Here is a 20595-nt window from a genome sequence, read left to right on the forward strand (position 1 = left end):
GAGCACTCTACCGCAGCGGACCGTGAACGCCATCCCTCATTGGAGGGACGTCCATTCGCGCACTCTCCCTCCAACGAGGGATGCGGCTCGCCGCGCCGCGCGATAATCTCCGCACGCTCGCACGCACCCCAATGGCGCGTCCGCCACGTCGAGCACCGCCTCTACCCGCGGCCTCATCCCCCTAGCACCTCCATGAAACGATCCCTACCCATCCGGGCGCTTGCTGCGCTCGTCTCCCTCGCCTGTGCGGTCGTCGCGTTCGGCCAGAACGCCACCGGCACGATCGCCGGTCACGTCTACAACGCCGTGACCAAGGAATATCCCCGCGACGCCGTCGTGCGCGTCGAGGGCACCGAGCTCTCGACCGTCTCCGAGACGAGCGGTTACTTCTCGCTTCCCCGCGTGCCGGCCGGTGAGGCGACGATCACCGTCACCTACCTCGGCCTGCCGCCGGTCTCGATGAAAGTCACCGTCATCGCCGGCGAGACCACGAATCAGGAAATCGAGGTCGGCACCGCTCCGAAGACCGAGAGCGTCGTGCAATTGCAGGCGTTCACCGTCACCGCCGAGAAGGACGGCAACGCCAAGGCCCTCTCGCGCCAGAAGAACTCGATGAACATGAGCCGCTCCGTCGCCTCCGACGCGTTCGGCAACATCACCGAGGGCAACGTCGGCGAGTTCCTCAAGTTCCTCCCCGGCGTCGAGCTCGAATACGTCGAGGCCGACACGCGCGGCCCGCGCATCGGCGGCATGAGCTCCGAATACGCCTCGGTCACGCTCGACGGCAAGAACATCGCCAGCGCCGACTCCTTCGGCCAATATGTCGGCTTCGAGAACTCCGCCTCCGGCACCGCGAACCGCTCCTTCGGCTTCGACAGCATCTCGATCAACAGCATCGAATCGATCGAGCTCAACCGCGTCACCAGCGCCGCGATGGATGCCAACGCGCCCGCCGGCAACATCAACCTGAAGACGAAAAAGGCCTTCGACCGCAAAGGCCGCCACTTCGGCGCCACGCTCTCCACCGTGCTGAACTCGCAGGAATTCACGCTCGGCGCCACGCCCGGACCCGGCGACCGCATCGGCCGCAAATGGCGCCCGAACTTCAACGGTTACTACTCCGACATCTTCCTGAACAACCGCCTCGGCGTCATCCTCAACTTCCAGGAATCGAATCTCTACAACGAGCAATACCGCGTCGACCACACCTACAACCGCACGCCCACCGCCACCGACACGCGCCCGCAAGTGCTCACGCAGGTGCTCCTGAAGGACGGCCCGAAATGGACCAACCGCGGCAGCTACACCGCCACGTTCGACTTCCGCGCCACGCCGAATCTCACCCTCTCGCTCAACGCCCTCTTCAGCCGCTACCACGCGCAATTCTACAACCGCCAGGTCACCGCCATCGCCGGCGGCACCCGCGCGACGGTCCCCGGCGACGGCGTGCTCTCCTACGGCTCCTCGCCCACCAATCTCGGCAGCCTTCAGTTCGGCGGCGGCAACGGCGCCAAGTTCACCAATACGCTCACCTTCTCGCCCAGCTTCGAATACCGCCGCGAGAACCTCCGCCTCGACGGCTCCTTCACCACGTCGCATTCGCGCAACGACTACGACAACCTCGCGCACAAACTCGTCGCCAACACCCCGGTGAACAACGTCACCGGCATCGGCTTCACCGCCACGCGCTCCGCCCCCGACGCGGCCGATTGGCAGATCACGCAGACCGGCGGCAACGATTGGACCAACCTCGCGCTCCAGACCAACCCGCGCATCTCCGACGACAACCGCCAGAACACGATCGACATCAAGTCCGGCGACGTGAACGCCCGCTACACGCTGCCGTTCCGCCTCCCGTCCTTCCTCCAGTTCGGCGCCAAGCGCACCCGCAACTACCAGTGGGCGCGCAACTCGAACGACTCCGACAAGTGGCTCTACGTCGGCCCCGGCGGCGGCACCACCGGCTCCTTCGGCAACTACCCGTCGCCCTTCGTGCTCTTCCAAAGCGGCAACCAGCCCGGCGTCACCTTCACCTCGATCAACGGCGGCGGCGCCCCGGCGTTCCCCGACCGCGACACGCTCGGCCACCTCTTCTCCGAGCACCCCGAGTATTTCGTCCGCACGCTCCCCACCAGCGCGACCGGCTCGTCCACCTCCGGCATCAGTCTCGCGAACTACGAATCCGGCACCTATCTCAACCAGCCGACCTACGACGTGAAGGAGACCGTCACCGCCGGCTACCTCATGGGCAACACGCGCATCCAAAAACTCATCCTCCAAGGCGGCGTGCGCTACGAGCTCACCGAGATCGACTCCACCGAACTCGATCCGTATTCCAACCAGCAGGTCGCCGCCGCCGGTTATCCGGTCACCGCCGCCGGCGCCCCGAACAGCACCGCGGCGATCGACTACAAGTATTCCCGCCCGCGCGTGCAGCGCCACGGCGACTACGCCGACTACTTCCCCAGCGCCACGGCCAAATACGCCATCCTCCCGAACCTCCTCTTCGACATCGGCTGGGGCAAAACCATCCGCCGCCCCGACCTCGGCAAGATCAGCGGCACGCGCCAGATCAACGACGACGCGCTCCAGATCAACACGCCCAACCCGAACCTGCTCCCCGAGCGCTCCCAGAAAATGGCCGCCTCGCTCGGCTACTTCTTCGGCAGCACCGGCGTGAACAACCTCCAGCTCGTCGCCAGCCGCAACAAGGTCACGAACAAGACGCTCCAAAAGACGCTCACCTCCGAGGAATACGGCAACACCGACCCGAACTACGACGGCTACGACTTCATCAGCTACACCAGCGCCCCGCTGCCCGTCACCTACAGCTCCCTCGAATACTCCTACCAGCAATACCTGAACTTCCTCCCGCGGTTCATGCAAGGCACCTCGCTGACCGCCTCCTACACGCGCACCTACGTCGAGACGCCGCCCTCGCAAGTCATCCTCGGCGTCATCCCGCACACGCTCAAAGGCACGCTCGCCCACCGCAACAAGTGGTTCAACGTCAGCTTCAGCGCGATCTGGCAGGACGACTCCGGACCGTATCAGGCCGCCAACCGCTACCAGAAGCGCAACACCAAGTGCGACCTCAGCGGTGCCATCATCATCAACGAACGGCTCCAGTTCTTCTTCGCCGGCCGCAACATCTTCGAAGCCCCGCACCTTCTGATGGAAAAGAGCGCCGGCAACCCCGACGTGCTCTTCCGCTACGAGAACTACGGCACGAACTGGACGTTCGGCATCCGCGGCACGTTCTAACCCTTCGGGTCGAGCCCTGCCGCGACAGAGCAGTCGGCGGCAGGCTCGGAGGCGAGCGGGGGCTCGCCATCCCTCCCGCGGGCCGGCAGCAATGCCGGCCCGTTTTCTTTTTCCCGCAGGCCATCGCGCCGCCCGGAAAACGACCCGGCCGCCCAACGAAAGTCGGCGGCCGGATGCGTTTTAGGAAATTTGGTGGAGCACAAGGCCGTTTAGCACGAACGGTGAGGTGATAAACTTATTCTGCGAACGATTTTGGGGAGTGCTAAACTTGGCTCCTGGGACGGGGCTGAACATTGTCGCTTCAGTGTTAAACCACACCAAGCCTGCCCAGAATCCCGGGGTTTCCAGTTGCCCAGATCGCCTCGGTTTCTAGGATCGTCCTTGGCGGAACCGGGGCCACGGCGATGCTGATATCCAAGTGATTTTAAGCCCCAGACTAAAATTCTTATCGGGCTGGAAGCATCGCAACGATACGCGTCGCATGCGCCCATTGCTTGCCACCAAAATGGTCAACTGACCTAGCGATGACATTGCCGAATCTATTTTCTCAGCTCGGATGGATGGCTCTCCTTTGTCCGGCGATAGGCGTGGTGCTGTGCTTCCGGTTTAGAGCGCGACCGTGGGTGGTATTCGCTTGGATGCCTACCGTGCTGTTTTTGGCCTACACGTCATTTTGGGCGTTCTCCAAAATGGCGGCCCTCGGGCACATCCGGGGGCCCGACGCGATTGGCGTGGAGTTTGCCATGCTTTTTCTGGGCGGGATGATGGGCGCGGCTCTTGTTGGGCTGGTTCTGTGCTATCTTGCCCGACCGAAGAAAGAAGCTTGGAAGCTCGCGACAGCTCTGCCCGCGGCAGCCTTGTGCGTGGGGTTATCCGTCCTCGTCTACTCCCCACAAGGCTCACTCCTTGCGGGTAGGATTACCGACCTGCATTTCATCGTCTCTGACGTGGAAGGGAAATCCTTGCCGGGAGTGGCAGTCAAAGTTGTCGTCTACGAGGAGGGTGTAGGTGCTGGTGGCAGTGGGTTGACGACCGGAACTGAAGGGCAATTCATGGTCCGGCTGCGAGAGGCGCAATCGGCGCGCATAGAACTACGCCACCCGTTTCCGCCCTCGAACATGTTGTCGGCTATGCCCACTTTTTGGGATATAGACGTCCAGATGCCCCGTAAAGGTGAACGCGAAGTGGTGATTCGCCATTCATGGCAACGCACCCTCGGGGGGCATACATTCAACGAGGCCTTTAGCGAGCGAGTCCCGGAATCAAACAATCTGGATCTTCGCGTGGTGCTCCCAACTCACTCCGGACTCGGGGGCCGCCTGCTCAAGGAGAAGCTACATGCCGCCATGATCAACGATTACGGCTGTAGAAGCATCGAGGCGGTCGACTTTCTCCCATGGCTGATTGAAACGTATCGAAACAACCCCGTCAGCCGACCTCGCGTTATCCAGGGAATAAGCCAGGTAGCGGCGATCTTGTCTGAATTGGACACCGCCTGCGGGCACTTGGAGGATGTTGCGGCGCGTCCTAGACAACACAACAAGAGCTACCTCGACGGCGAATTCAGCTACGAGGTTGCTTCGCTCACAGCTTGGGCAGGAGTGAATGGCCCCGATCGCGAGTCAGCTTTAGCCCGGGCAAGAGCAGCGATCGCCGAGCGGGCAAAGATTCTGGCCGAATTTGTGATAGCTGAAGCTCCCGTAAACGAGATGCTCGTTGGAGCGTATGGGGAATTGGGGCGCTTGGGCCTTCCTTACCTCCCCGCCTTTTTCGCAATGCTCCGCGAGCATCCTCCGCAAAAGGAGCGCACCTGCCAGACTTGGGGCCATTCCCTTTGGATGGTTGTGGCACGCGAGGATAAATTAGAAATACTCCGTCCGCTCTTCGACTCGCGCGACCCAGCATGCGTCCTCATCGCATGCGAGGCCATGGGCAATCAGGTGGACTCGGTCGGCCCAATGATCCTGAAATCACTGCAGGAAGTCTGTGATGCAACTCCGGATTCAGAGGTGCGCCGCCGGCTGTCATGGCGCATCAACTGGATCAAAGAGGATCTCGCCAGAGATGCGGTTTTACGCGAACGAGCGAAAAAGAGGTAGCCGCCTGACTTTCCGCCGTTCGATACCAAAGTGGTGGAGCAGATCGGGATCAAACCGACGACCTCGTCGTTGCGAACGACGCGCTCTATCAACTGAGCTACTGCCCCGAGGGGAGGTGTTTTTTTGCAGGCCGATTTCCCCGGAGTAAATCAAATTTTTTCGGTCATCGCGCAGATGTTGCCGTAAATCTACCGACCCCGCTCCGGGTCTGGCCCTGAATTTGCTGTTGCACCTCCCCACCAGCGGCGGGAAACAGACCCTCCGCCAGTCGCATCACTCCCATTTAAACCATGAAGAAGACCACCAAGAAGGCTGCCGCCCCCGCGGCCGCCGCTCCAAAAGCCACCAAAGCGCCCGCCAAAGCCCCGGCCAAGAAAGCCGCCGCTCCCGCCGCCGCCACGCCCGCCGCTCGCCGCAAATCCGAGCAGCCCGCGCCGCCCGCCACGGTCATCTCCGCGCGCCTCGACATCGGCTTCGGCAACCACCTCTACCTCCGCGGCGAAGGCCCGGGCCTCAGCTGGGACCACGGCGTCGCCATGGACTGCATCGCCGCCGACGGCTGGGCCGCCACGATCAAGGACGCGACCGCTCCCGTCGTGTTCAAGGTCCTCATCAACGACGTCACTTGGTGCACCGGCAACGACTACGTCGTCGAACCCGGCCAGAGCGTCACCGTCACGCCGACCTTCTGAGCGAACGCTCAGTCGCCACCGCCGCGATCAGTCCACATCAGGATTGATCGCGCACAACGCAGCGCGGACATCCTCCGCGCTGATTTTTTCTCCGTCCGCGCGCACCGGCTCGAGCACCGTGCAGCGCAATTTCACCCGCGAGAACGGCCACGGGACATAGAGCCGGTCCCAGCTCCGCAACCGCTTCGCGCGCGTGAACTCCGCGCCGAGCAGCACCATCGGCGCGTTCAGCCGCCGCGTCACGACCAGCACGCCCGGTTCGACCACATACATCGGACCGCGCGGACCATCCGGCGTGATGCCGATGTCGTGCCCGTCCCGCATCCGCTCGATCAACAACCGCGCCGCCTCACGCCCGAGATTGCTGCTCGAGCCGCGCACCGGATGGATGCCGATCATCCGATAAAAAGCCGCCAGCCACGCACCGTCCTTGCTCGCGCTGACGAGGCCGTAGACGCGCCGCTGCGTGCGGAATCGCCGAAAGAACTCCGGCGAGAGAAACAGCCGGTTGTGCCACAGCACGATCGCCGCCGGCACGTCGGACTTCGAGAGGCGCTTCGCCGTCTCGGCATCTACTTCGTAACGCAGCGTGCGCACCCACACGCGCAGCAAAGTCGCCACGCACCACAACGCTGCGCGCCGCCAGCCGCGCACTTCGTTGATCAAGTCTGAGGTCTGTTCTTCCAGAGCCTCCGTTATGCGCGGAGCGGGGCCCGCCCGCCAAGCTCAACTTCGCCCGCGCCGGCTACGCCGAATCTTTCTCTTTATCTTTCTCTTAATCTTTCTCTCTGTCTGGCGCACATGCCACACCGCGCCGGAGAGAAAGAGAAAGATTAAGAGAGAGGAAAGATGTGACCCACGCCCTCCCGCCCTGCCCGCACCTGCCCACGCCGCCCGCGGCCATGGACGCCGCCGCGCTCACGGCGCACGGCGAGGCGCGCGGCGCGGAGTTTTACCTCACCGCCCTCACCTACGGCCACTACCTCTGGCAACGCGGCCTCGCGGCGCGCGCCACGCTCTGCCTCGATCGCGCGTTGGGCGCGGACCTGCGGGGCGACGAGCCCGTGCTGCACGACTGGCCGTTGCCCTACGCGGCGATGCGCTGGTTTCTCGCCCACACGCCGCCGGACATCTTCATCGGCAATCCTCGCGTGCATTTCCAACACCTCGCCGACCGGATGAACGAACCGCGCCGCGACCAACGCCGCTGGCGCGCCTGGGCCTGCTGGGCCATCGCCCGCACGACTCGTCCCGAGTGGCCCGGCGACGCGAAACACCGCGTCGTCGAGCCGTCGCTCGACGAGATCGCCGCGCAGCTCGCGCGCCACGGCATCGCCGGCGAAGTGGAGCTCTGGCGGAGTAGCGCCAGTTTCCCGGCGGCAAAGTAGCGGGAGCTTCCAGCGCCCGTTCTTCCCGCTCCCGCCACTTGGGATGTTCCCCTCTCTGCGCTGGCGCGCACCTCGCGACGTCAAAGCAAGGGCTGAAGCCGACCCCTATAAAGCGTAAACCGGCCCGGCGCTAAGCGCCGCGGCCGGTTGAACACACGAACTAACACACAAATTGGTTACGCGCCGTCGTCGCCGATCGAGGCGGTGGCGCAGGAATCGATCGCTTCCTTGCACTTGGCGATCTCTTCGTCGGTGACCGGCTGCTTCACCACGAACGACGTGCCGGTGTCTTCGTTGCGCCCGAAATGATCCGGGGCGATGACGCGGCACTGGTCGCAGTCGATGCAGCTCGAGTCGACATAGAAGCGACCCGCGACGTTGTAGGAGAGACGATCAGTGAGAGTGGCCATGGTGGAGGGAGTGGAGTTACGCGCTCACTTTAGCGTGTCATCGCGCACCCCGCTCGCCACGCCTTGCCGGGCACTTCGCGTTTCTTGGCGGAGTGATATTAGTTGCACCGCCCCTAATCGCGCGCCCCAGCCAACGGATGATTAGCTTCTGACAATTAACGGAACGGTTCCGGCGTTGAATAGAAGTTGGCAGATTCCGAAGCTGGCTTTACTCAAAAAACATGAACGGCCATCCCCACGCATTCCTGGCCCTCTTCCTTGGCGTCGCTGTCGCCTTCCCGCTTCTGCTTTTGGGTGTCGCCCAACTCTGGGTGCGGTTCTTCCAGCCCGCCAAGCCGAACGCCCTCAAGAACGCCGTCTACGAGTGCGGCCTGCCACCGCAGGGCGAATCCTGGATCCAGTTCAAGGCGCACTATTATCTCTACGCGATTCTCTTCCTGATCTTCGACGTCGAGGTGCTGTTCCTCCTGCCCTTCGCCGTCGCCTTCACCGGCCTGCCCGCGGGCGCGTTGCTCGCGATGCTGGTGTTCATCCTCCTCCTCGCCGAAGGCCTCGTGTGGGCCTGGGCCCGCGGCCACCTCAACTGGAAATGAGCGACGCTCCCTCCACGCCAACTCCGACGCCGTTCCCGGCCGCCGGAAACATCTCCGACGCGGAACGCGAAGAGCTCCGCCGCCACGGCATCCTGCTCACCTCGCTCGAGGAGCTCTACAACTGGGGCCGCGCCAACTCCATCTGGCCGCTGCAGTTCGGCCTCGCCTGCTGCGCCATCGAGATGATCGCCGCCGCCACGGCGCGCTTCGACATCGCCCGCTTCGGTGCCGAGATCTTCCGCCCGTCGCCGCGCCAGGCCGACCTCATGATCGTCTCCGGCACCGTCACCAAGAAGATGGCGCCGAACGTCGTCCGCCTCTGGAACCAGATGCCGGAGCCGAAATACTGCATCGCCATGGGCGCGTGCGCGATTTCCGGCGGCCCCTTCAAGCAGGGCTACAACGTCCTCAAGGGCGTCGACCGCTTCATTCCGGTCGATATCTACATCCCCGGCTGCCCGCCGCGCCCCGAGGCGCTGCTCAACGGCCTGATCGAACTCCAAAAGAAGATCCAGACGGAGAAGGTCGCCGGCCCGCAGGCCGCGAAACACCTGCGCTCCGACGTGCAAAGCGAATTTCCGGTCCCCGAATACGGCGAGCACGACATCGTGCCCTCGAAAAATCCCGACGTGTGGTCGCCGCCGTCGCTCCCGCGCAAGGCCTGAGCCATGGAAACGCTCGAACAAATCCGCGATCGCATCGCCGCGCGCTTCCCCGGCGCCAAGGTCTCAATCCAGCTCAACCCCGGTGCCGCCGCCGAGCACTCGCTGCTCATCGACTCGAAGCTCGGCCGCGAGATCGCGCTCTTCCTCCGCGACGACGCCGCGCTGCAACTCGACTACTGCTCCAACGCCACCGGCGTCGACTGGCTCGACAAGGAAATCGTCGACGTGAAGAAGACCACCGTCGCCGATCCCGCCGGCGGTCCGGCCAAGGTCGTTGAAGAGAAAACCAAGCGCACCGAGCCCGGCTACCTCGAGGCCGTCTATCACCTTTACTCGATGGCGCTGCGTCACGGCCCGGTCGTGATCCGGATGCGCACCGGCAACCGCCGCGACGACGTGAAACTTCCCTCGCTGACGCCGGTGTGGAAATCCTGCGATTTCCAGGAGCGCGAAATCTTCGATCTCTACGGCATCGTCTTCGAGGGCCATCCCGACCTGCGCCGCCTGCTCATGTGGGACGAGTTCAAGGATCACCCGATGCGCAAGGACTACGTCTCGCCGGACGACTTCGAATACGAGCCGACCCCGCACGACGCCGTCCTCGCCCGCGCCAAGGCCCACTATCCCGCTCCGCCGCCTGCCGCACCCGCGACGCAACCGGAGGTGAAGCCATGAGCCTCTCGCAATTTTCCAACTTTACCTCCCACCAAGGCCCGACCGTCCGCGCCGTGAAAGACCCGTTCCACGGCGACCTCCTCGAGGTCTCGATGGGACCGCAGCACCCGTCCACCCACGGCGTGTTCCGCATGGTCGCGACGCTCGACGGCGAGCAGATCGTGAAGCTGAAGCCCGTCTTCGGCTACCTGCACCGCAATCACGAGAAGATCGCCGAGGGCACGAGCTACCTCGCGACGATGCCCTACACGGACCGACTCGACTACCTCTGCTCGATGTCGACCAATTGGGCCTACGCACTCGCCGTCGAGAAGCTCGCCGGCCAAACCGTCCCCGACCGCGCGCAATACCTCCGCGTCATCCTCGCGGAGATGACGCGCCTGGTGAACCACACCTGCCTCGTCGGCTTCCTCTTCAACGACCTCGGCACCTCGTTCACGCCGCTGCTCTACGGCTTCCGCGAGCGCGAGAAGTTCCTCGACCTCTTCGAAGCGCTCAGCGGCTCGCGCATGATGTGCAACTACCAGCGCTTCGGCGGCTGCCGCGTCGACCCGACGCCCGAGTGGATCGCCGCCGCCCAGAAGCTCGTCGCGGATTATCCGCGCTTCCTCGACGAGTGGGAGCAGATGCTCACCGGCAACGAGATCATGCTCGCCCGCACGCAAGGCATCGGCGTGCTCGACGCGAAGAAGGCCATCAACGCCGGCATCACCGGCCCGTGCCTCCGCGCCTCCGGCTACAACTACGACCTGCGCAAGGTCGACGGCTACGGCTTCTACCCGCGCTTCGACTTCCGCGTCCCGCTCGGCGAACACGGTGACACCTACGACCGCTACATGCTCCGCATTCTCGAAATGCGCGAGTCGGTCAAAATCCTCGAGCAAGCCTTCCGCGATCTCCCCGCCGGCCCCGTCATGGACCCGAAGGCGAAGATCCGCGGCTTCCGCCCGAAAGCCGGCGAGGCCTATGGCCGCATCGAAGGCCCGAAGGGCGAACTCGGTTTCTATCTCATCAGCGACGGCACGCCGAATCCTTACCGTTACCGCGTCCGTCCGCCGACTCTCATCAACCTGACGCTGCTCGAGGAGATGTGCCTCGGCCACACCATCGCCGACTCCGTCGTCATCCTCGGCAGCATCGACATCGTCCTCGGAGAAGTGGACCGCTAACCATGCTCGGCACCGGACTCCTCAAAGGCCTCGCCGTCACCGCGAAGAACTTCGTCGGCAGCTACACCACGCCCGAGCGCATGGTGACAGTTTCCTATCCCGAAGAAAAAGCGCCCATCGGCGAAAATTACCGCAGCTTCCCCTTCCTCGTCTGCGAGACGCCGGACGACCCGATGGGCACGCTGCGCTGCGTCGCCTGCCAAATCTGCGAGAAGGAATGCCCGCCGCAGTGCATCTACATCGAGAAATCGAAGGACAAGAAGCCCGACGCCACCGGCAAGCAGCAGTTCTATCCCGCGATCTTCGACATCGACACGTCCGTGTGCATGAGCTGCGGCATCTGCGCCGAGGTCTGCCCGTTCGACTCGATCAAGATGGACAAGGTCTTCGAGGTCGCGCCGTCGAACCGCTTCGAAGGACTCCTGCTCAAACGCGAGCAGCTCGCCAAGTCCAACGCCTACTACAACGAGATCCGGCCGGCCGAAGCCTCCGAGGTCGACACTCGCCTCGCCGCCGACCGCAAAGCCGCCGAAGAAAAGGCGGCAGCAGCCGCTGCGGCCGCTGCCGCCAAGGCCGCCGCCGCGAAGGCTGTGCCCGCAACTCCGGCGACCCCGGTTGGCGCCACTCCTCCTTCCACCCCCGCGCCCGTCGCCCCCGCCACTGCTGTTAAACCTCAACCCGCCCCCGCGCCCAGCGCGTCGGCCCCCCAGCCGCCCGCCGCCTCATGAGCGTTCTCGGTCTCTCAGCTCTCAGCTCTCAACTCTCAACTGCGGCGGCGCCCGCCGTCGCTTCTGCCGACGGCGCCTTCCTCGAAGTCCTGCCGCTCATCGTGCGCGACGAGATCGTCGGCTGGTTTCCCGACTCGTTGCAGTGGCTCGTTAGCTCGCTGATCACGATCATCGTCATCCTGACCGTCTTCGGCGTGTTCTTCGCCTTCACGACGATCGCCGAGCGCAAACTTCTCTCGCGCCTGCAAAACCGCCTCGGCCCGAACCGCGCCGGTTTGCCGAAGTTTACGCGACTGCCGATCCCCCACCTGAAACACCGCCTCTGGGGTCTCACGCAGCCGTTCGCCGACGCCGTCAAGGCGCTCACGAAGGAGGACGTCGTGCCGGCCACCGCCGACAAGCTCCTGCATTTCCTCGCGCCGGTCACCGTCGTAGCGTTCTCGCTGCTCGGCTACGCCGTGCTGCCCTTCGGCCGCCACATGGTGCCGGTCGATCTCGATGCCGCGGTGCTCTATTTCTTCGCCGCCGGCGCCGCGACCGAACTCGCGATCTTCATGGCCGGTTGGTCGAGCCGTAACAAATACTCGATTCTCGCCGCCATGCGCGCGCTCGCGCAGCTCATCAGCTACGAGCTGCCGCTGATTCTCTCCGTCGTCCCCGCCATCCTCATCGTCGGCACGCTCTCGACGCAACAGCTGGTCGAAGCACAGGGCGGCTGGTTCCTCGGCTTCCTCCCGCAATGGCACGTCTTCACGCCGTGGGGCTTCGCGGGCTTCCTCATCTTCCTCGTCGCCGCGCTGGCCGAGAGCAACCGCTCGCCCTTCGACTTGCCCGAAGCCGAGTCCGAGCTCATCGCCGGCCACCTCACCGAATACTCCGGCTTCAAATACGCGCTGTTCTTCATGGCCGAATACTTCGGCCTCTTTGCCCTGAGCGGCCTCGGCATCACGATCTTCCTCGGCGGCTGGCAGGCGCCGTTCCCCGCGCTCGAAGTGATCCCCTCTTACCTTTGGTTCATGATCAAGCTGGTGCTGATGGTGATCTTCTTCATCTGGATCCGCGGCACCCTCCTGCGCCTCCGCATCGACCAGCTCACGCGCCTCGCCTGGCAATTCCTCCTGCCGCTCGCGCTGATCAACATCGCCAACGCCGCGTTCTGGGCGCTCTCCGCCCACGTCTCGCCGGTGATGGACGTCGCCCGCTGGCCGATCTCCGCCGCGATCATCATCGTGCCCTTCCTCGTGATCAGCCGCCGCCTCAACAAGGGCCGCGCTCCCCGCACTTACCGCTACGCGTCATGACACCCGCGCTGCTCCTCATCGCCTTCGTCACGCTCGCCGCCGCCGCGGTCGCGATGGCGTTGCGCAACCTGATCCACAGCGCGTTGCTGTTCATCGCCAGCTGGGCCGGCCTCGCCGCGCTCTACCTCTGGTCGGGCGCGCAGTTCGTGGCCTTCGCACAGATCCTCGTCTACGTCGGCGCCATCTCGATGGTCGTGCTCTTCGCCGTGCTGCTCACCAAGCAAGGCGGCGACCTCGGCCCGGTCGAACCCGCCGGCCTCTCGCGCGCCATGCTCGCGATCATCGCCGCCGGCGGCGTCGCGGGCGTGCTGATCGGCGCCATCCTCGGCACGCCGCTCGACACCGCGCAGGCCGCTCCGGCCTCCTTCACCGTCCGCCAGCTCGGCGAACAACTCATGGGCAAGCACGCTGTCTCGCTTCTCATCACCGGCCTCATCCTCACCGTCGCGCTGCTCGGCGCCGTGGTGATCGCCGCGCAGGACAAGGAGGACGCGTCGTGAGCTTGGCTACAATCCATCAAATACAGAGGACGCAGAGAGCACAGAGATTGGACTCTGCTGCTCGGCCTTTCCTCTGTGCCCTCTGCGACCTCTGTGTTGAAAAAGCCTTAGGAGGTGCGTCGTGAGTCCACTCCAAATCTGCCTCGTCATCTCGACGCTGCTCTTCTGCGTCGGCCTGATTGGCGCCCTCTCGCGCAGCAACAGCATCCTCGTGCTCCTCGGCGTCGAGCTGATGCTGAACGCCGCGAACCTCAACTTCATCGCCTTCTGGCGCTACGGCCCGCATCCCGAACTGGGCACCGGCGCGATCTTCGTCCTCTTCTCCATCGCCGTCGCTGCCGCCGAGGCCGCCGTCGGTCTCGCCCTGGTCATCGCGATTTATCGCCACCAGAAGAGCATCCGGCTCCAGGAAGCCGCTCAACTCAAAGGCTGAGCCATGACACTCTCCGCCCAATATCTCTGGCTCATCCCGGCGCTCCCGCTCGCTTCCGCCGCCATCGGCTCACTCACGCCCCGCAAAGGCCGCGCGATCGCCGCCGGCGCCGCCATCCTGTCGATGGCCGCGGCGTTCGTCGTGTCGTGCTTTGCGCTGAAGGGCGCGCTCGCGCACCCCGCCGCGCACCAAGTCTACAACTTCGAGTGGTTCGACCTCGGCACCGGCGCGCTGCGCCTCGGCTTCCTGCTCGATCCGCTGACCGCGTTCATGTGCGCGATGGTCACCTTCGTCGGCCTGCTGATCTTCATCTTCAGCACCGGCTACATGAAGGAGGACGCGAACTTCAAACAGTTCTTCTGCTTCCTCAGCCTGTTCGCCGCCGCGATGCTCGGCCTGCTCGTCGCCAACAGCCTGCTGCTGCTCTTCATCTGCTGGGAGCTCGTCGGCCTCGCCTCGTATCTGCTCATCGGCTTCTGGTTCCACAAACCGTCCGCCGCCGCCGCGGCGAAAAAAGCCTTCATCACGACACGCATCGGCGACCTCGGCTTCCTCCTCGGCATCCTCTGGCTGCAACACGCCGGCGGCACGCTGCTGTTCTTCGACGCCGGCAAGGGCGCGCTCGAGTCCTCCGTGCTCCAGACGCTCCTCGGCCAACAAGTCTGCGGCGGCCTCGCGCTCTCGACCGCCATCGGCCTCCTCATCTTCTGCGGTGCAGTCGGCAAGTCCGGCCAATTCCCGCTGCACGTCTGGCTCCCCGATGCGATGGAAGGCCCGACACCGGTCTCCGCGCTGATCCACGCCGCGACGATGGTCGCCGCCGGCGTGTTCCTCATCGCCCGCGTTTACCCGTTGATGGCGATCGACCAGATGCTGGCCAACGTCCCGGTGCATGCGCTGACCGTCGTCGCCTTCATCGGCGCCATCACCGCGCTCATGGGCGCCGTCATCGCCGTCGCGCAAAACGACATCAAGCGCATCCTCGCCTTCTCCACCGTCTCGCAGCTCGGCTACATGATGCTCGCGATCGGCGTCGGCTCGTGGACCGCTGCGATCTTCCACCTGCTCACGCACGCCTTCTTCAAGGCCCTGCTCTTCCTCGGCGCCGGCTCGGTCATCCACGCCGCGCACCACGAGCAGGACATCCGCGCGCTCGGCGGCCTCTCGGGCAAGATGCGGACCACGTTCTACACCTTCGCCATTGGCACCATGTCTCTCGTCGGCGTGCCGCTGTTTTTCTCCGGCTTCTGGTCCAAGGAAGCGGTCCTCCACGCCGCGCACTCGTGGGACGTTTCCCATCTTCCCTTCTACGCCGCTCTTATCGGCGTCGTCCTGACCGCATTCTACAACACCCGCCTTATGGCCGAGGTTTTCTTCGGTAAACCTCGCTCGCACGCCTCCGAGCAGGCGCACGAGAACGGCTCAGCGATGACCATTCCGCTCATCATCCTCGCCACCTTTGCCCTGACGCTCGGTTTCCTCGGCACGCCCGCCTACCCGTGGCTGCAAGCGATCCTGCAAGGCCAGCACGGAGCGCACTTCAACTTTGACCATCTCTTCGAAGGCGCCGGCCTCATGGGAGCGTCCGTCGTCCTCGTCGCCGTCGGCATCGGTGCCGGCTGCGCGATCTACGCCCGCCGCCCGCGCGCCGACGCTGCCGCTGCTGATCCGATCGAGAAACGTTTCCCCGGCGTCTTCGCGGCACTCGGTGCCCGTCTCGGCTTCGACGAACTCTACGCCGCCACCGCCTTCAAGGCCAACGCCGCCCTCGCCGCGTTCTCCGACTGGACCGACCGCTATGTCTGGGACGGCGCCGTGCGCCTCCTCGCCGGACTCGGCGAGTTCACCGGCGTCGTCAACCGCGACACCGATGAACAGGGCCTCAACGGCGGCTTCAACTCCGCGGCGGAAAGCCTCCGCGCCACCGGCATCGCTTACTCGAAGCGGCAAACCGGCAGCGCCCACGGCTACCTGCGCACGCTGGTCCTCGGTTTCGTGATCGTCCTTCTCGTCGTCATCTTCGGAGGTGCGCGATGAAAAACCGGATTTTCAACACAGAGAGCACAGAGCACACGGAAAAACGCTCCGGCTCCCAGCCTCTCTGTGTCCTCTGCGACCTCTGTGTTAAACCTGTCTTTCTGTTCGGAGGATTGAGCGCATGAACTCCCTCCCGCTCCTCTCGCTCATCATCTTCGTGCCGTGGGCCGGCGCGCTCCTGCTCGCGCTCCTGCCCAAGCTGCCCGCCGGCCCGACGCGCCTCATCGCGCTGTTCGTCAGCCTCTCGACTCTCGCGCTCGGCACGACCGTCCTCTCCGGCTTCGATCCGGCCGCCGGCCTGCAATTCGTCGAGAAACACGCGTGGATCTCCGCGCTCGGCGTGAACTACCACCTCGGCGTCGACGGCCTCAGCCTCGTGCTCGTGCTGCTCACCGGCATCATCGCGCCGGTCGCGCTCTTCGGCACGATCCGCATCGCGAAACAGCCGTCGCTCTACGCCGCGCTGTTCCTCTTCCTGCAAGGCGCGGCGCTCGGCGTGTTCCTCGCGCTGGATTTCTTCCCGTGGTTCATCTTCTGGGAACTGAGCCTCGTGCCGGCCTTCTTCCTGATCAAACTCTGGGGCGGCCCGGGCGCGACGCGCGCGGCCTACCAGTTCGTGATCTACACCATCGGCGGCAGCGCGTTCATGCTGATGGCGTTCGCGGCGCTCTTCGCGGCCGCGGGCACATTCGACTTCGTGCAACTCGCCGCGCTTGCCAAGTCCGGCGCGCTCGCCGCGAAGCTCGCCGCGGTCGGCGGCTACTGGCCGCACCTCGTTTTCCTCGGCGTGTTCCTCGGCCTCGCCGTCAAGGTCCCGCTCTTCCCCTTCCACACCTGGCTGCCTTCGGCCTACGCCGAGGCGCCGACGGGCGCGTCGATGTTCCTCACCGGCGTGATGTCGAAGATGGGCGTCTACGGCTTCCTGCGCATCCTCTGGCCGATCTTCCCGGCTGACCTGCACGCCGCCGCGCCCTGCCTCATCTGGCTCGCCGTCGCCGGCGTCGTCCTCGGTGCTTACGCGGCGATCAAGCAGACCGACCTCAAGCGCATGGTCGCCTACTCGTCGGTCAACCACTTGAGCTACTGCCTGCTCGCGCTCTTCGCCGTCGCCCTCGCCGGCAAGCCCGGTGAAGCCTCCGCTTCCGCCCTCAGCGGCGCGATCCTCCAGATGTTCAACCATGGCCTCTCCGCCGCCGCGCTGTTCTTCTGTGTCGGTGCGCTCGAAAGCCGTGCCGGTGGTCGCCGCGGCCTCGATGACTTCGGCGGCGTGCGCACTGCGGCCCCGGTGTTCGCGGCGCTGTGCGGCATCTCGATGTTTTCCTCGCTCGGTCTCCCCGGCCTGAACGGCTTCGTCGGCGAGTTCCTCATCTTCCGCGGCGTCTTTGGCCTCGCGCCGATGACCGCGGCGGTCTCGACGCTCGGCCTGCTGGCCACCGCGCTCTTCCTCCTGACGTTCTGGCAACGCGTGTTCCATGGCCCGGCCAAGGGTGCCGGGACTAACTTCCGCGAACTCGACACCACCGAGAAGCTCACGCTCGTGCCGCTGATCGCGCTGATGTTCGTGCTCGGTCTGCTCCCGCAGCTCCTCGCCGGCCTGTTCAACCCGCTCGTCACCACGTGGGTCTCTCATCTTCCGTAATGAACGCGCTTCCCTGCACCATCTACGTGTCCTTCGCCGGCGCCGCGCTCGCGCTGCTGGCTGGCGCGCGCTCGGCGCAACTGGCGCGCATCGTGGCCCTCGTCACCGCGCTCACCGCGTTCGGCCTCGCGCTCTGGGCCGGCGCACATTTCACGCCGACCAACTCGCTCCAGACGCTCGTTGATGCACCGTGGATCGCCGAACTCGGTGTCCGCTATCATCTCGCGGCCGACGGCATCAGCATGACGCTGATGGTGCTCACCGGCCTCGCCGCAACGGTCGGCGTGCTGTTCTCCTGGAACATCGAGGAGCGCGTCGGCGAATTCTTCGCCCTCTACCTCGCGCTCATCGGCGGCGTGTTCGGCGTGTTCCTCAGCGCGGACGCGTTCGTGTTCTTCGTCTTCTACGAGATCGCGATCGTCCCGAAGTATTTCCTCATCGCGAACTGGGGCTCCACCAACCGCGAATACGGCGCGATGAAGCTCGTGCTCTACTCCTTCGCGGGCAGCGCGCTCGTGATGGCCGGCCTGCTCTGGGCCTACGCCGCGTCGGGCGGCTCGAGCTTCGCGCTCTCCGACCTCGCGCTCGCGGCCACGCAGTTCACGCGCTTCGAGCAGCTCGGCATGTTCGCCCTCGTGTTCACCGGCTTCGCGGTGCTCGCGGGCATGTTCCCCTTCCACACGTGGGCGCCCACCGGCCACGTCGCCGCCCCGACCGCCGCCTCGATGCTGCTCGCCGGCGTCGTGATGAAGCTCGGCGCCTACGGCTGCCTGCGCGTCGCGATGGCGACGTTCCCAACCGGCCTCGCGTATTTCGCGCCGGTCATCGCGTGGCTCGCCATCATCGGCATCGTCTACGCCGGCCTCATCGCGCTGGTGCAGGAGGACTTCAAGTTCGTCATCGGCTACTCGAGCGTCAGCCACATGGGCTTCGTGCTCCTCGGCCTCGCCGCCGCCAACTCCGTCGCCGTCAGCGGCGCGGTGCTGCAGATGTTTTCGCACGGCATCATCGCCGGACTGCTCTTCGCGGTCGTCGGCCGCATGGTTTACGAGCGCACGCACACGCGTAAGCTCGCCGACCTGCGCGCCATGCCGCTGCACAAGCTCCTGCCTTTCGCCGCCGTCGTTTTCGTCATCGCCGGCCTCGCCTCGATGGGCATGCCGGGCTTCAGCGGTTTCCCCGCCGAGCTCACGATCCTCGTCGGCACGTGGAAAACCAAGCCGCTCTGGGCGCTCGTCGCCGCGACCGGCGTTCTCATCGCCGCCGCCTTCACGCTGCGCGCGATCCAAGTCTCCTTCTTCGGCAAGACCGACGCGACGCCGGCGTCCGCTCCCGCACACGGCCACGGCGCGCACGCGCATGAATTTCCGCCCATCACCTGGGCCGAGAAAGCCGGCGCGATTCTCCTGATCGCGGCGATGGTTTATCTCGGTCTGAATCCCGACGCGCTGCTCGACTGGATCCGGCCCGCGCTCGAATCGCCGCTTTTCCGCGCGGCGCTGACGGGAGGTGCGTCATGAACGGCTTGAGCTACGCTGAACTCTTCCGGGCCTTCCTGCCCGAAACCGCCCTCACGCTCGGCGCACTGATCGTGCTCGGCTTCGATCTCGCCACCGGCCGCGGCAAGGACACCGCCGCGCGCCTGCGCCCCGCCGTTTTCATCGGCATGCTGGCGATCGTCGCGGCGCTCTACGGCTCGCTCCAAGCCGGCATCGACACCACCGCCTTCGGCGGCGTCTTCTCGCTGGACCGCCTCACACTCGCCGCACGCCTTGGCGTTCTCCTGCTCGCGTGGCTCACGCTTGGACTGCTGAACGACGTCGTCACGCTGCGTCACCCCGCCGAATACGTCGCGGTCCTCCTCCTTGCCACCGCCGGCTTCACGCTCATGGCCGGTGCGCAACAACTCCTCGTCGCCTTCCTCGCGCTCGAACTCGCCAGCATCTCGCTCTACGTCCTCGCGGGCTGGGACAAGTCGTCTCCGCAATCCGCCGAGGCCGCGCTGAAATATTTTCTCTTCGGCGCGATGTCGGCGGCATTCCTCCTCTTCGGCTTCAGCCTGCTCTACGGCGCCACCGGCTCGATCGACCTGCCGGTTATCGCGATCCACATTTCGCTCCAAGGCATGACGCCGCTCGTGGTCGTGGCGCTGGCGATGATCATCGTCGGCTTCGGCTACAAGGCCGCCGCCGCGCCGTTTCACCTCTGGGCACCCGACGCCTACCAAGGCGCGCCGGCCTCCTCCGCCGCGCTCATCGCCTCCGCGTCGAAACTCGCCGGCTTCGCCCTTTTCTTGCGCCTGCTCTGGCCCGGCCTCGGCTTCACCGCCGGCCGCATCAGCGAACTCCCACTCGTCGTCGGCTGGACGCCCATGGTCGCACTCCTCGCGCTCGCCTCGCTGCTCGTCGGTAACTTCGGCGCCCTCGCCCAATCCAACGTCCGCCGCCTCCTCGCCTATTCGGCCATCGCCCACGCGGGCGCGATGCTACTCGGCGTCGTCGCTGCCGGCCGCGCGGGTCCGGGCCCGGTCTTCTACTACGCTGCCACCTACGGCCTCGCGACCGTCGGCTGCTTCGGCGTCGTCGCCATTGTCGAACGCGCCGGTCGCTGCCAGGACCTCACCGATCTCGCCGGCCTCTACAAGCGTTCACCGCTGCTCGCCGGCTGTCTTGCGGTCTTCGTGCTCTCGCTCGCCGGCGTGCCGCCGCTGGCCGGCTTCTTCGGCAAATTCTCGGTCTTCGCTTCCGCGCTGAAACTCTCCGGCCTGAACGGCCCGACCGGCTGGCTCACGCTCGCCGCGATCGCTCTCAGCGCCGTGGGCCTCTACTATTATTTGCTCATCCTGAAGCAGGCGCTCGTCGCCGCGCCGAAGGAAAACGCCACCGCCAAGATCAACGTCCCGGTCCAAGCCGGCCTCGCGCTCCTCATCGCGAGCACGCTGATCGTCCTCTTCGGCCTCTTCCCCTCGAAGATCCTGCAACTCTTCGGCTGAGTCGGGACGC

18 protein-coding genes and 1 tRNA gene are annotated in these 20595 nt (G+C 65.2%); 16 read left to right on the forward strand and 3 right to left on the reverse strand.

Annotated elements, in window-relative coordinates; all coding sequences use genetic code 11:
- Nucleotides 1-192 precede the first annotated feature (192 nt).
- Together KF715_15095 and KF715_15100 are read left to right on the forward strand one after the other, a co-directional pair.
- A complete protein-coding gene (locus KF715_15095) occupies nucleotides 193-3264 on the forward strand; it encodes a TonB-dependent receptor (protein MBX3738019.1) in 3072 nt (1023 codons plus the stop codon).
- Nucleotides 3265-3902: 638 nt separating this feature from the next.
- Nucleotides 3903-5363, forward strand: coding sequence for a hypothetical protein (locus KF715_15100; GenBank protein MBX3738020.1), 1461 nt, complete (start codon nucleotides 3903-3905; stop codon nucleotides 5361-5363).
- A 31-nt stretch (nucleotides 5364-5394) separates the two neighbouring features.
- Here KF715_15100 and KF715_15105 read toward each other — a convergent pair.
- A tRNA-Ala gene (locus KF715_15105) sits at nucleotides 5395-5470 on the reverse strand.
- Nucleotides 5471-5653: 183 nt separating this feature from the next.
- On the opposite strand from KF715_15105, the gene KF715_15110 reads away from it, so the two are divergent.
- Nucleotides 5654-6055 carry a hypothetical protein gene (locus KF715_15110; protein ID MBX3738021.1) on the forward strand — a complete coding sequence of 134 codons (402 nt, stop codon included), beginning with the start codon at nucleotides 5654-5656 and terminating at the stop codon, nucleotides 6053-6055.
- 27 nt (nucleotides 6056-6082) lie between these two features.
- Here the strand turns inward: KF715_15110 and KF715_15115 are convergent, their stop codons facing one another.
- Entirely contained in the window at nucleotides 6083-6721 is a 639-nt protein-coding gene (locus tag KF715_15115; GenBank protein MBX3738022.1) for a DUF374 domain-containing protein, read from the reverse strand.
- A 236-nt stretch (nucleotides 6722-6957) separates the two neighbouring features.
- On the opposite strand from KF715_15115, the gene KF715_15120 reads away from it, so the two are divergent.
- Nucleotides 6958-7443: a hypothetical protein gene (locus KF715_15120; GenBank protein MBX3738023.1), complete on the forward strand. Its 486-nt coding sequence runs from the start codon at nucleotides 6958-6960 to the stop codon at nucleotides 7441-7443.
- A gap of 176 nt (nucleotides 7444-7619) precedes the next feature.
- Here the strand turns inward: KF715_15120 and KF715_15125 are convergent, their stop codons facing one another.
- The gene (locus tag KF715_15125) at nucleotides 7620-7853 is read right to left on the reverse strand and encodes a ferredoxin (protein ID MBX3738024.1); all 234 of its coding nucleotides are present in this window, start codon (nucleotides 7851-7853) and stop codon (nucleotides 7620-7622) included.
- Between the two features lie 221 nt (nucleotides 7854-8074).
- Between KF715_15125 and KF715_15130 the strand changes: the two genes are divergently transcribed.
- From KF715_15130 to KF715_15185, 12 genes are all read left to right on the forward strand, one after another.
- Nucleotides 8075-8446 carry an NADH-quinone oxidoreductase subunit A gene (locus KF715_15130; protein MBX3738025.1) on the forward strand — a complete coding sequence of 124 codons (372 nt, stop codon included), beginning with the start codon at nucleotides 8075-8077 and terminating at the stop codon, nucleotides 8444-8446.
- Nucleotides 8443-9111 (forward strand): NADH-quinone oxidoreductase subunit B, encoded by a 669-nt coding sequence (locus KF715_15135; GenBank protein ID MBX3738026.1) that lies wholly within the window; start codon nucleotides 8443-8445, stop codon nucleotides 9109-9111. The genes KF715_15130 and KF715_15135 overlap by 4 nt, the downstream gene beginning before the upstream one ends.
- A 3-nt stretch (nucleotides 9112-9114) precedes the next feature.
- Nucleotides 9115-9786: an NADH-quinone oxidoreductase subunit C gene (locus KF715_15140; protein MBX3738027.1), complete on the forward strand. Its 672-nt coding sequence runs from the start codon at nucleotides 9115-9117 to the stop codon at nucleotides 9784-9786.
- Nucleotides 9783-10955: an NADH-quinone oxidoreductase subunit D gene (locus tag KF715_15145; GenBank protein ID MBX3738028.1), complete on the forward strand. Its 1173-nt coding sequence runs from the start codon at nucleotides 9783-9785 to the stop codon at nucleotides 10953-10955. Before KF715_15140 ends, KF715_15145 begins: the two co-directional genes overlap by 4 nt.
- Nucleotides 10956-10957: 2 nt before the next feature.
- The gene (locus KF715_15150; GenBank protein MBX3738029.1) at nucleotides 10958-11683 is read left to right on the forward strand and encodes a 4Fe-4S dicluster domain-containing protein; all 726 of its coding nucleotides are present in this window, start codon (nucleotides 10958-10960) and stop codon (nucleotides 11681-11683) included.
- A complete protein-coding gene (locus KF715_15155; GenBank protein MBX3738030.1) occupies nucleotides 11680-12984 on the forward strand; it encodes an NADH-quinone oxidoreductase subunit H in 1305 nt (434 codons plus the stop codon). The genes KF715_15150 and KF715_15155 overlap by 4 nt, the downstream gene beginning before the upstream one ends.
- Nucleotides 12981-13484, forward strand: a complete 504-nt coding sequence (locus KF715_15160; GenBank protein ID MBX3738031.1) for an NADH-quinone oxidoreductase subunit J — start codon at nucleotides 12981-12983, stop codon at nucleotides 13482-13484. Before KF715_15155 ends, KF715_15160 begins: the two co-directional genes overlap by 4 nt.
- A 121-nt stretch (nucleotides 13485-13605) precedes the next feature.
- Nucleotides 13606-13917, forward strand: a complete 312-nt coding sequence (nuoK, locus tag KF715_15165) for an NADH-quinone oxidoreductase subunit NuoK (GenBank protein MBX3738032.1) — start codon at nucleotides 13606-13608, stop codon at nucleotides 13915-13917.
- Between the two features lie 3 nt (nucleotides 13918-13920).
- Nucleotides 13921-15954 carry an NADH-quinone oxidoreductase subunit L gene (gene nuoL / locus KF715_15170; GenBank protein ID MBX3738033.1) on the forward strand — a complete coding sequence of 678 codons (2034 nt, stop codon included), beginning with the start codon at nucleotides 13921-13923 and terminating at the stop codon, nucleotides 15952-15954.
- A 121-nt stretch (nucleotides 15955-16075) separates the two neighbouring features.
- The gene (locus KF715_15175; GenBank protein MBX3738034.1) at nucleotides 16076-17593 is read left to right on the forward strand and encodes an NADH-quinone oxidoreductase subunit M; all 1518 of its coding nucleotides are present in this window, start codon (nucleotides 16076-16078) and stop codon (nucleotides 17591-17593) included.
- A complete protein-coding gene (locus KF715_15180) occupies nucleotides 17593-19113 on the forward strand; it encodes an NADH-quinone oxidoreductase subunit M (protein ID MBX3738035.1) in 1521 nt (506 codons plus the stop codon). Before KF715_15175 ends, KF715_15180 begins: the two co-directional genes overlap by 1 nt.
- Nucleotides 19110-20585 carry an NADH-quinone oxidoreductase subunit N gene (locus KF715_15185; protein MBX3738036.1) on the forward strand — a complete coding sequence of 492 codons (1476 nt, stop codon included), beginning with the start codon at nucleotides 19110-19112 and terminating at the stop codon, nucleotides 20583-20585. Before KF715_15180 ends, KF715_15185 begins: the two co-directional genes overlap by 4 nt.
- Nucleotides 20586-20595: the final 10 nt, after the last annotated feature.

Source organism: Candidatus Didemnitutus sp. (assembly GCA_019634575.1).
In the GTDB taxonomy this organism is placed as follows: domain Bacteria; phylum Verrucomicrobiota; class Verrucomicrobiia; order Opitutales; family Opitutaceae; genus Didemnitutus.

What these genes read in the sequence shown, in the direction of transcription:
- KF715_15140 (MBX3738027.1), top strand. Translation starts at nt 9,115, where the DNA reads ATGGAAACGCTCGAACAAATCCGCGATCGCATCGCCGCGCGCTTCCCC.
- KF715_15095 (MBX3738019.1), top strand. Translation starts at nt 193, where the DNA reads ATGAAACGATCCCTACCCATCCGGGCGCTTGCTGCGCTCGTCTCCCTC.
- KF715_15100 (MBX3738020.1), top strand. Translation starts at nt 3,903, where the DNA reads ATGCCTACCGTGCTGTTTTTGGCCTACACGTCATTTTGGGCGTTCTCC.
- KF715_15185 (MBX3738036.1), top strand. Translation starts at nt 19,110, where the DNA reads ATGAACGGCTTGAGCTACGCTGAACTCTTCCGGGCCTTCCTGCCCGAA.
- KF715_15120 (MBX3738023.1), top strand. Translation starts at nt 6,958, where the DNA reads ATGGACGCCGCCGCGCTCACGGCGCACGGCGAGGCGCGCGGCGCGGAG.
- KF715_15135 (MBX3738026.1), top strand. Translation starts at nt 8,443, where the DNA reads ATGAGCGACGCTCCCTCCACGCCAACTCCGACGCCGTTCCCGGCCGCC.
- KF715_15155 (MBX3738030.1), top strand. Translation starts at nt 11,680, where the DNA reads ATGAGCGTTCTCGGTCTCTCAGCTCTCAGCTCTCAACTCTCAACTGCG.
- KF715_15130 (MBX3738025.1), top strand. Translation starts at nt 8,075, where the DNA reads ATGAACGGCCATCCCCACGCATTCCTGGCCCTCTTCCTTGGCGTCGCT.
- KF715_15150 (MBX3738029.1), top strand. Translation starts at nt 10,958, where the DNA reads ATGCTCGGCACCGGACTCCTCAAAGGCCTCGCCGTCACCGCGAAGAAC.
- KF715_15160 (MBX3738031.1), top strand. Translation starts at nt 12,981, where the DNA reads ATGACACCCGCGCTGCTCCTCATCGCCTTCGTCACGCTCGCCGCCGCC.
- nuoL (MBX3738033.1), top strand. Translation starts at nt 13,921, where the DNA reads ATGACACTCTCCGCCCAATATCTCTGGCTCATCCCGGCGCTCCCGCTC.
- KF715_15110 (MBX3738021.1), top strand. Translation starts at nt 5,654, where the DNA reads ATGAAGAAGACCACCAAGAAGGCTGCCGCCCCCGCGGCCGCCGCTCCA.
- KF715_15175 (MBX3738034.1), top strand. Translation starts at nt 16,076, where the DNA reads ATGAACTCCCTCCCGCTCCTCTCGCTCATCATCTTCGTGCCGTGGGCC.
- KF715_15180 (MBX3738035.1), top strand. Translation starts at nt 17,593, where the DNA reads ATGAACGCGCTTCCCTGCACCATCTACGTGTCCTTCGCCGGCGCCGCG.
- KF715_15145 (MBX3738028.1), top strand. Translation starts at nt 9,783, where the DNA reads ATGAGCCTCTCGCAATTTTCCAACTTTACCTCCCACCAAGGCCCGACC.
- KF715_15125 (MBX3738024.1), bottom strand. Translation starts at nt 7,853, where the DNA reads ATGGCCACTCTCACTGATCGTCTCTCCTACAACGTCGCGGGTCGCTTC.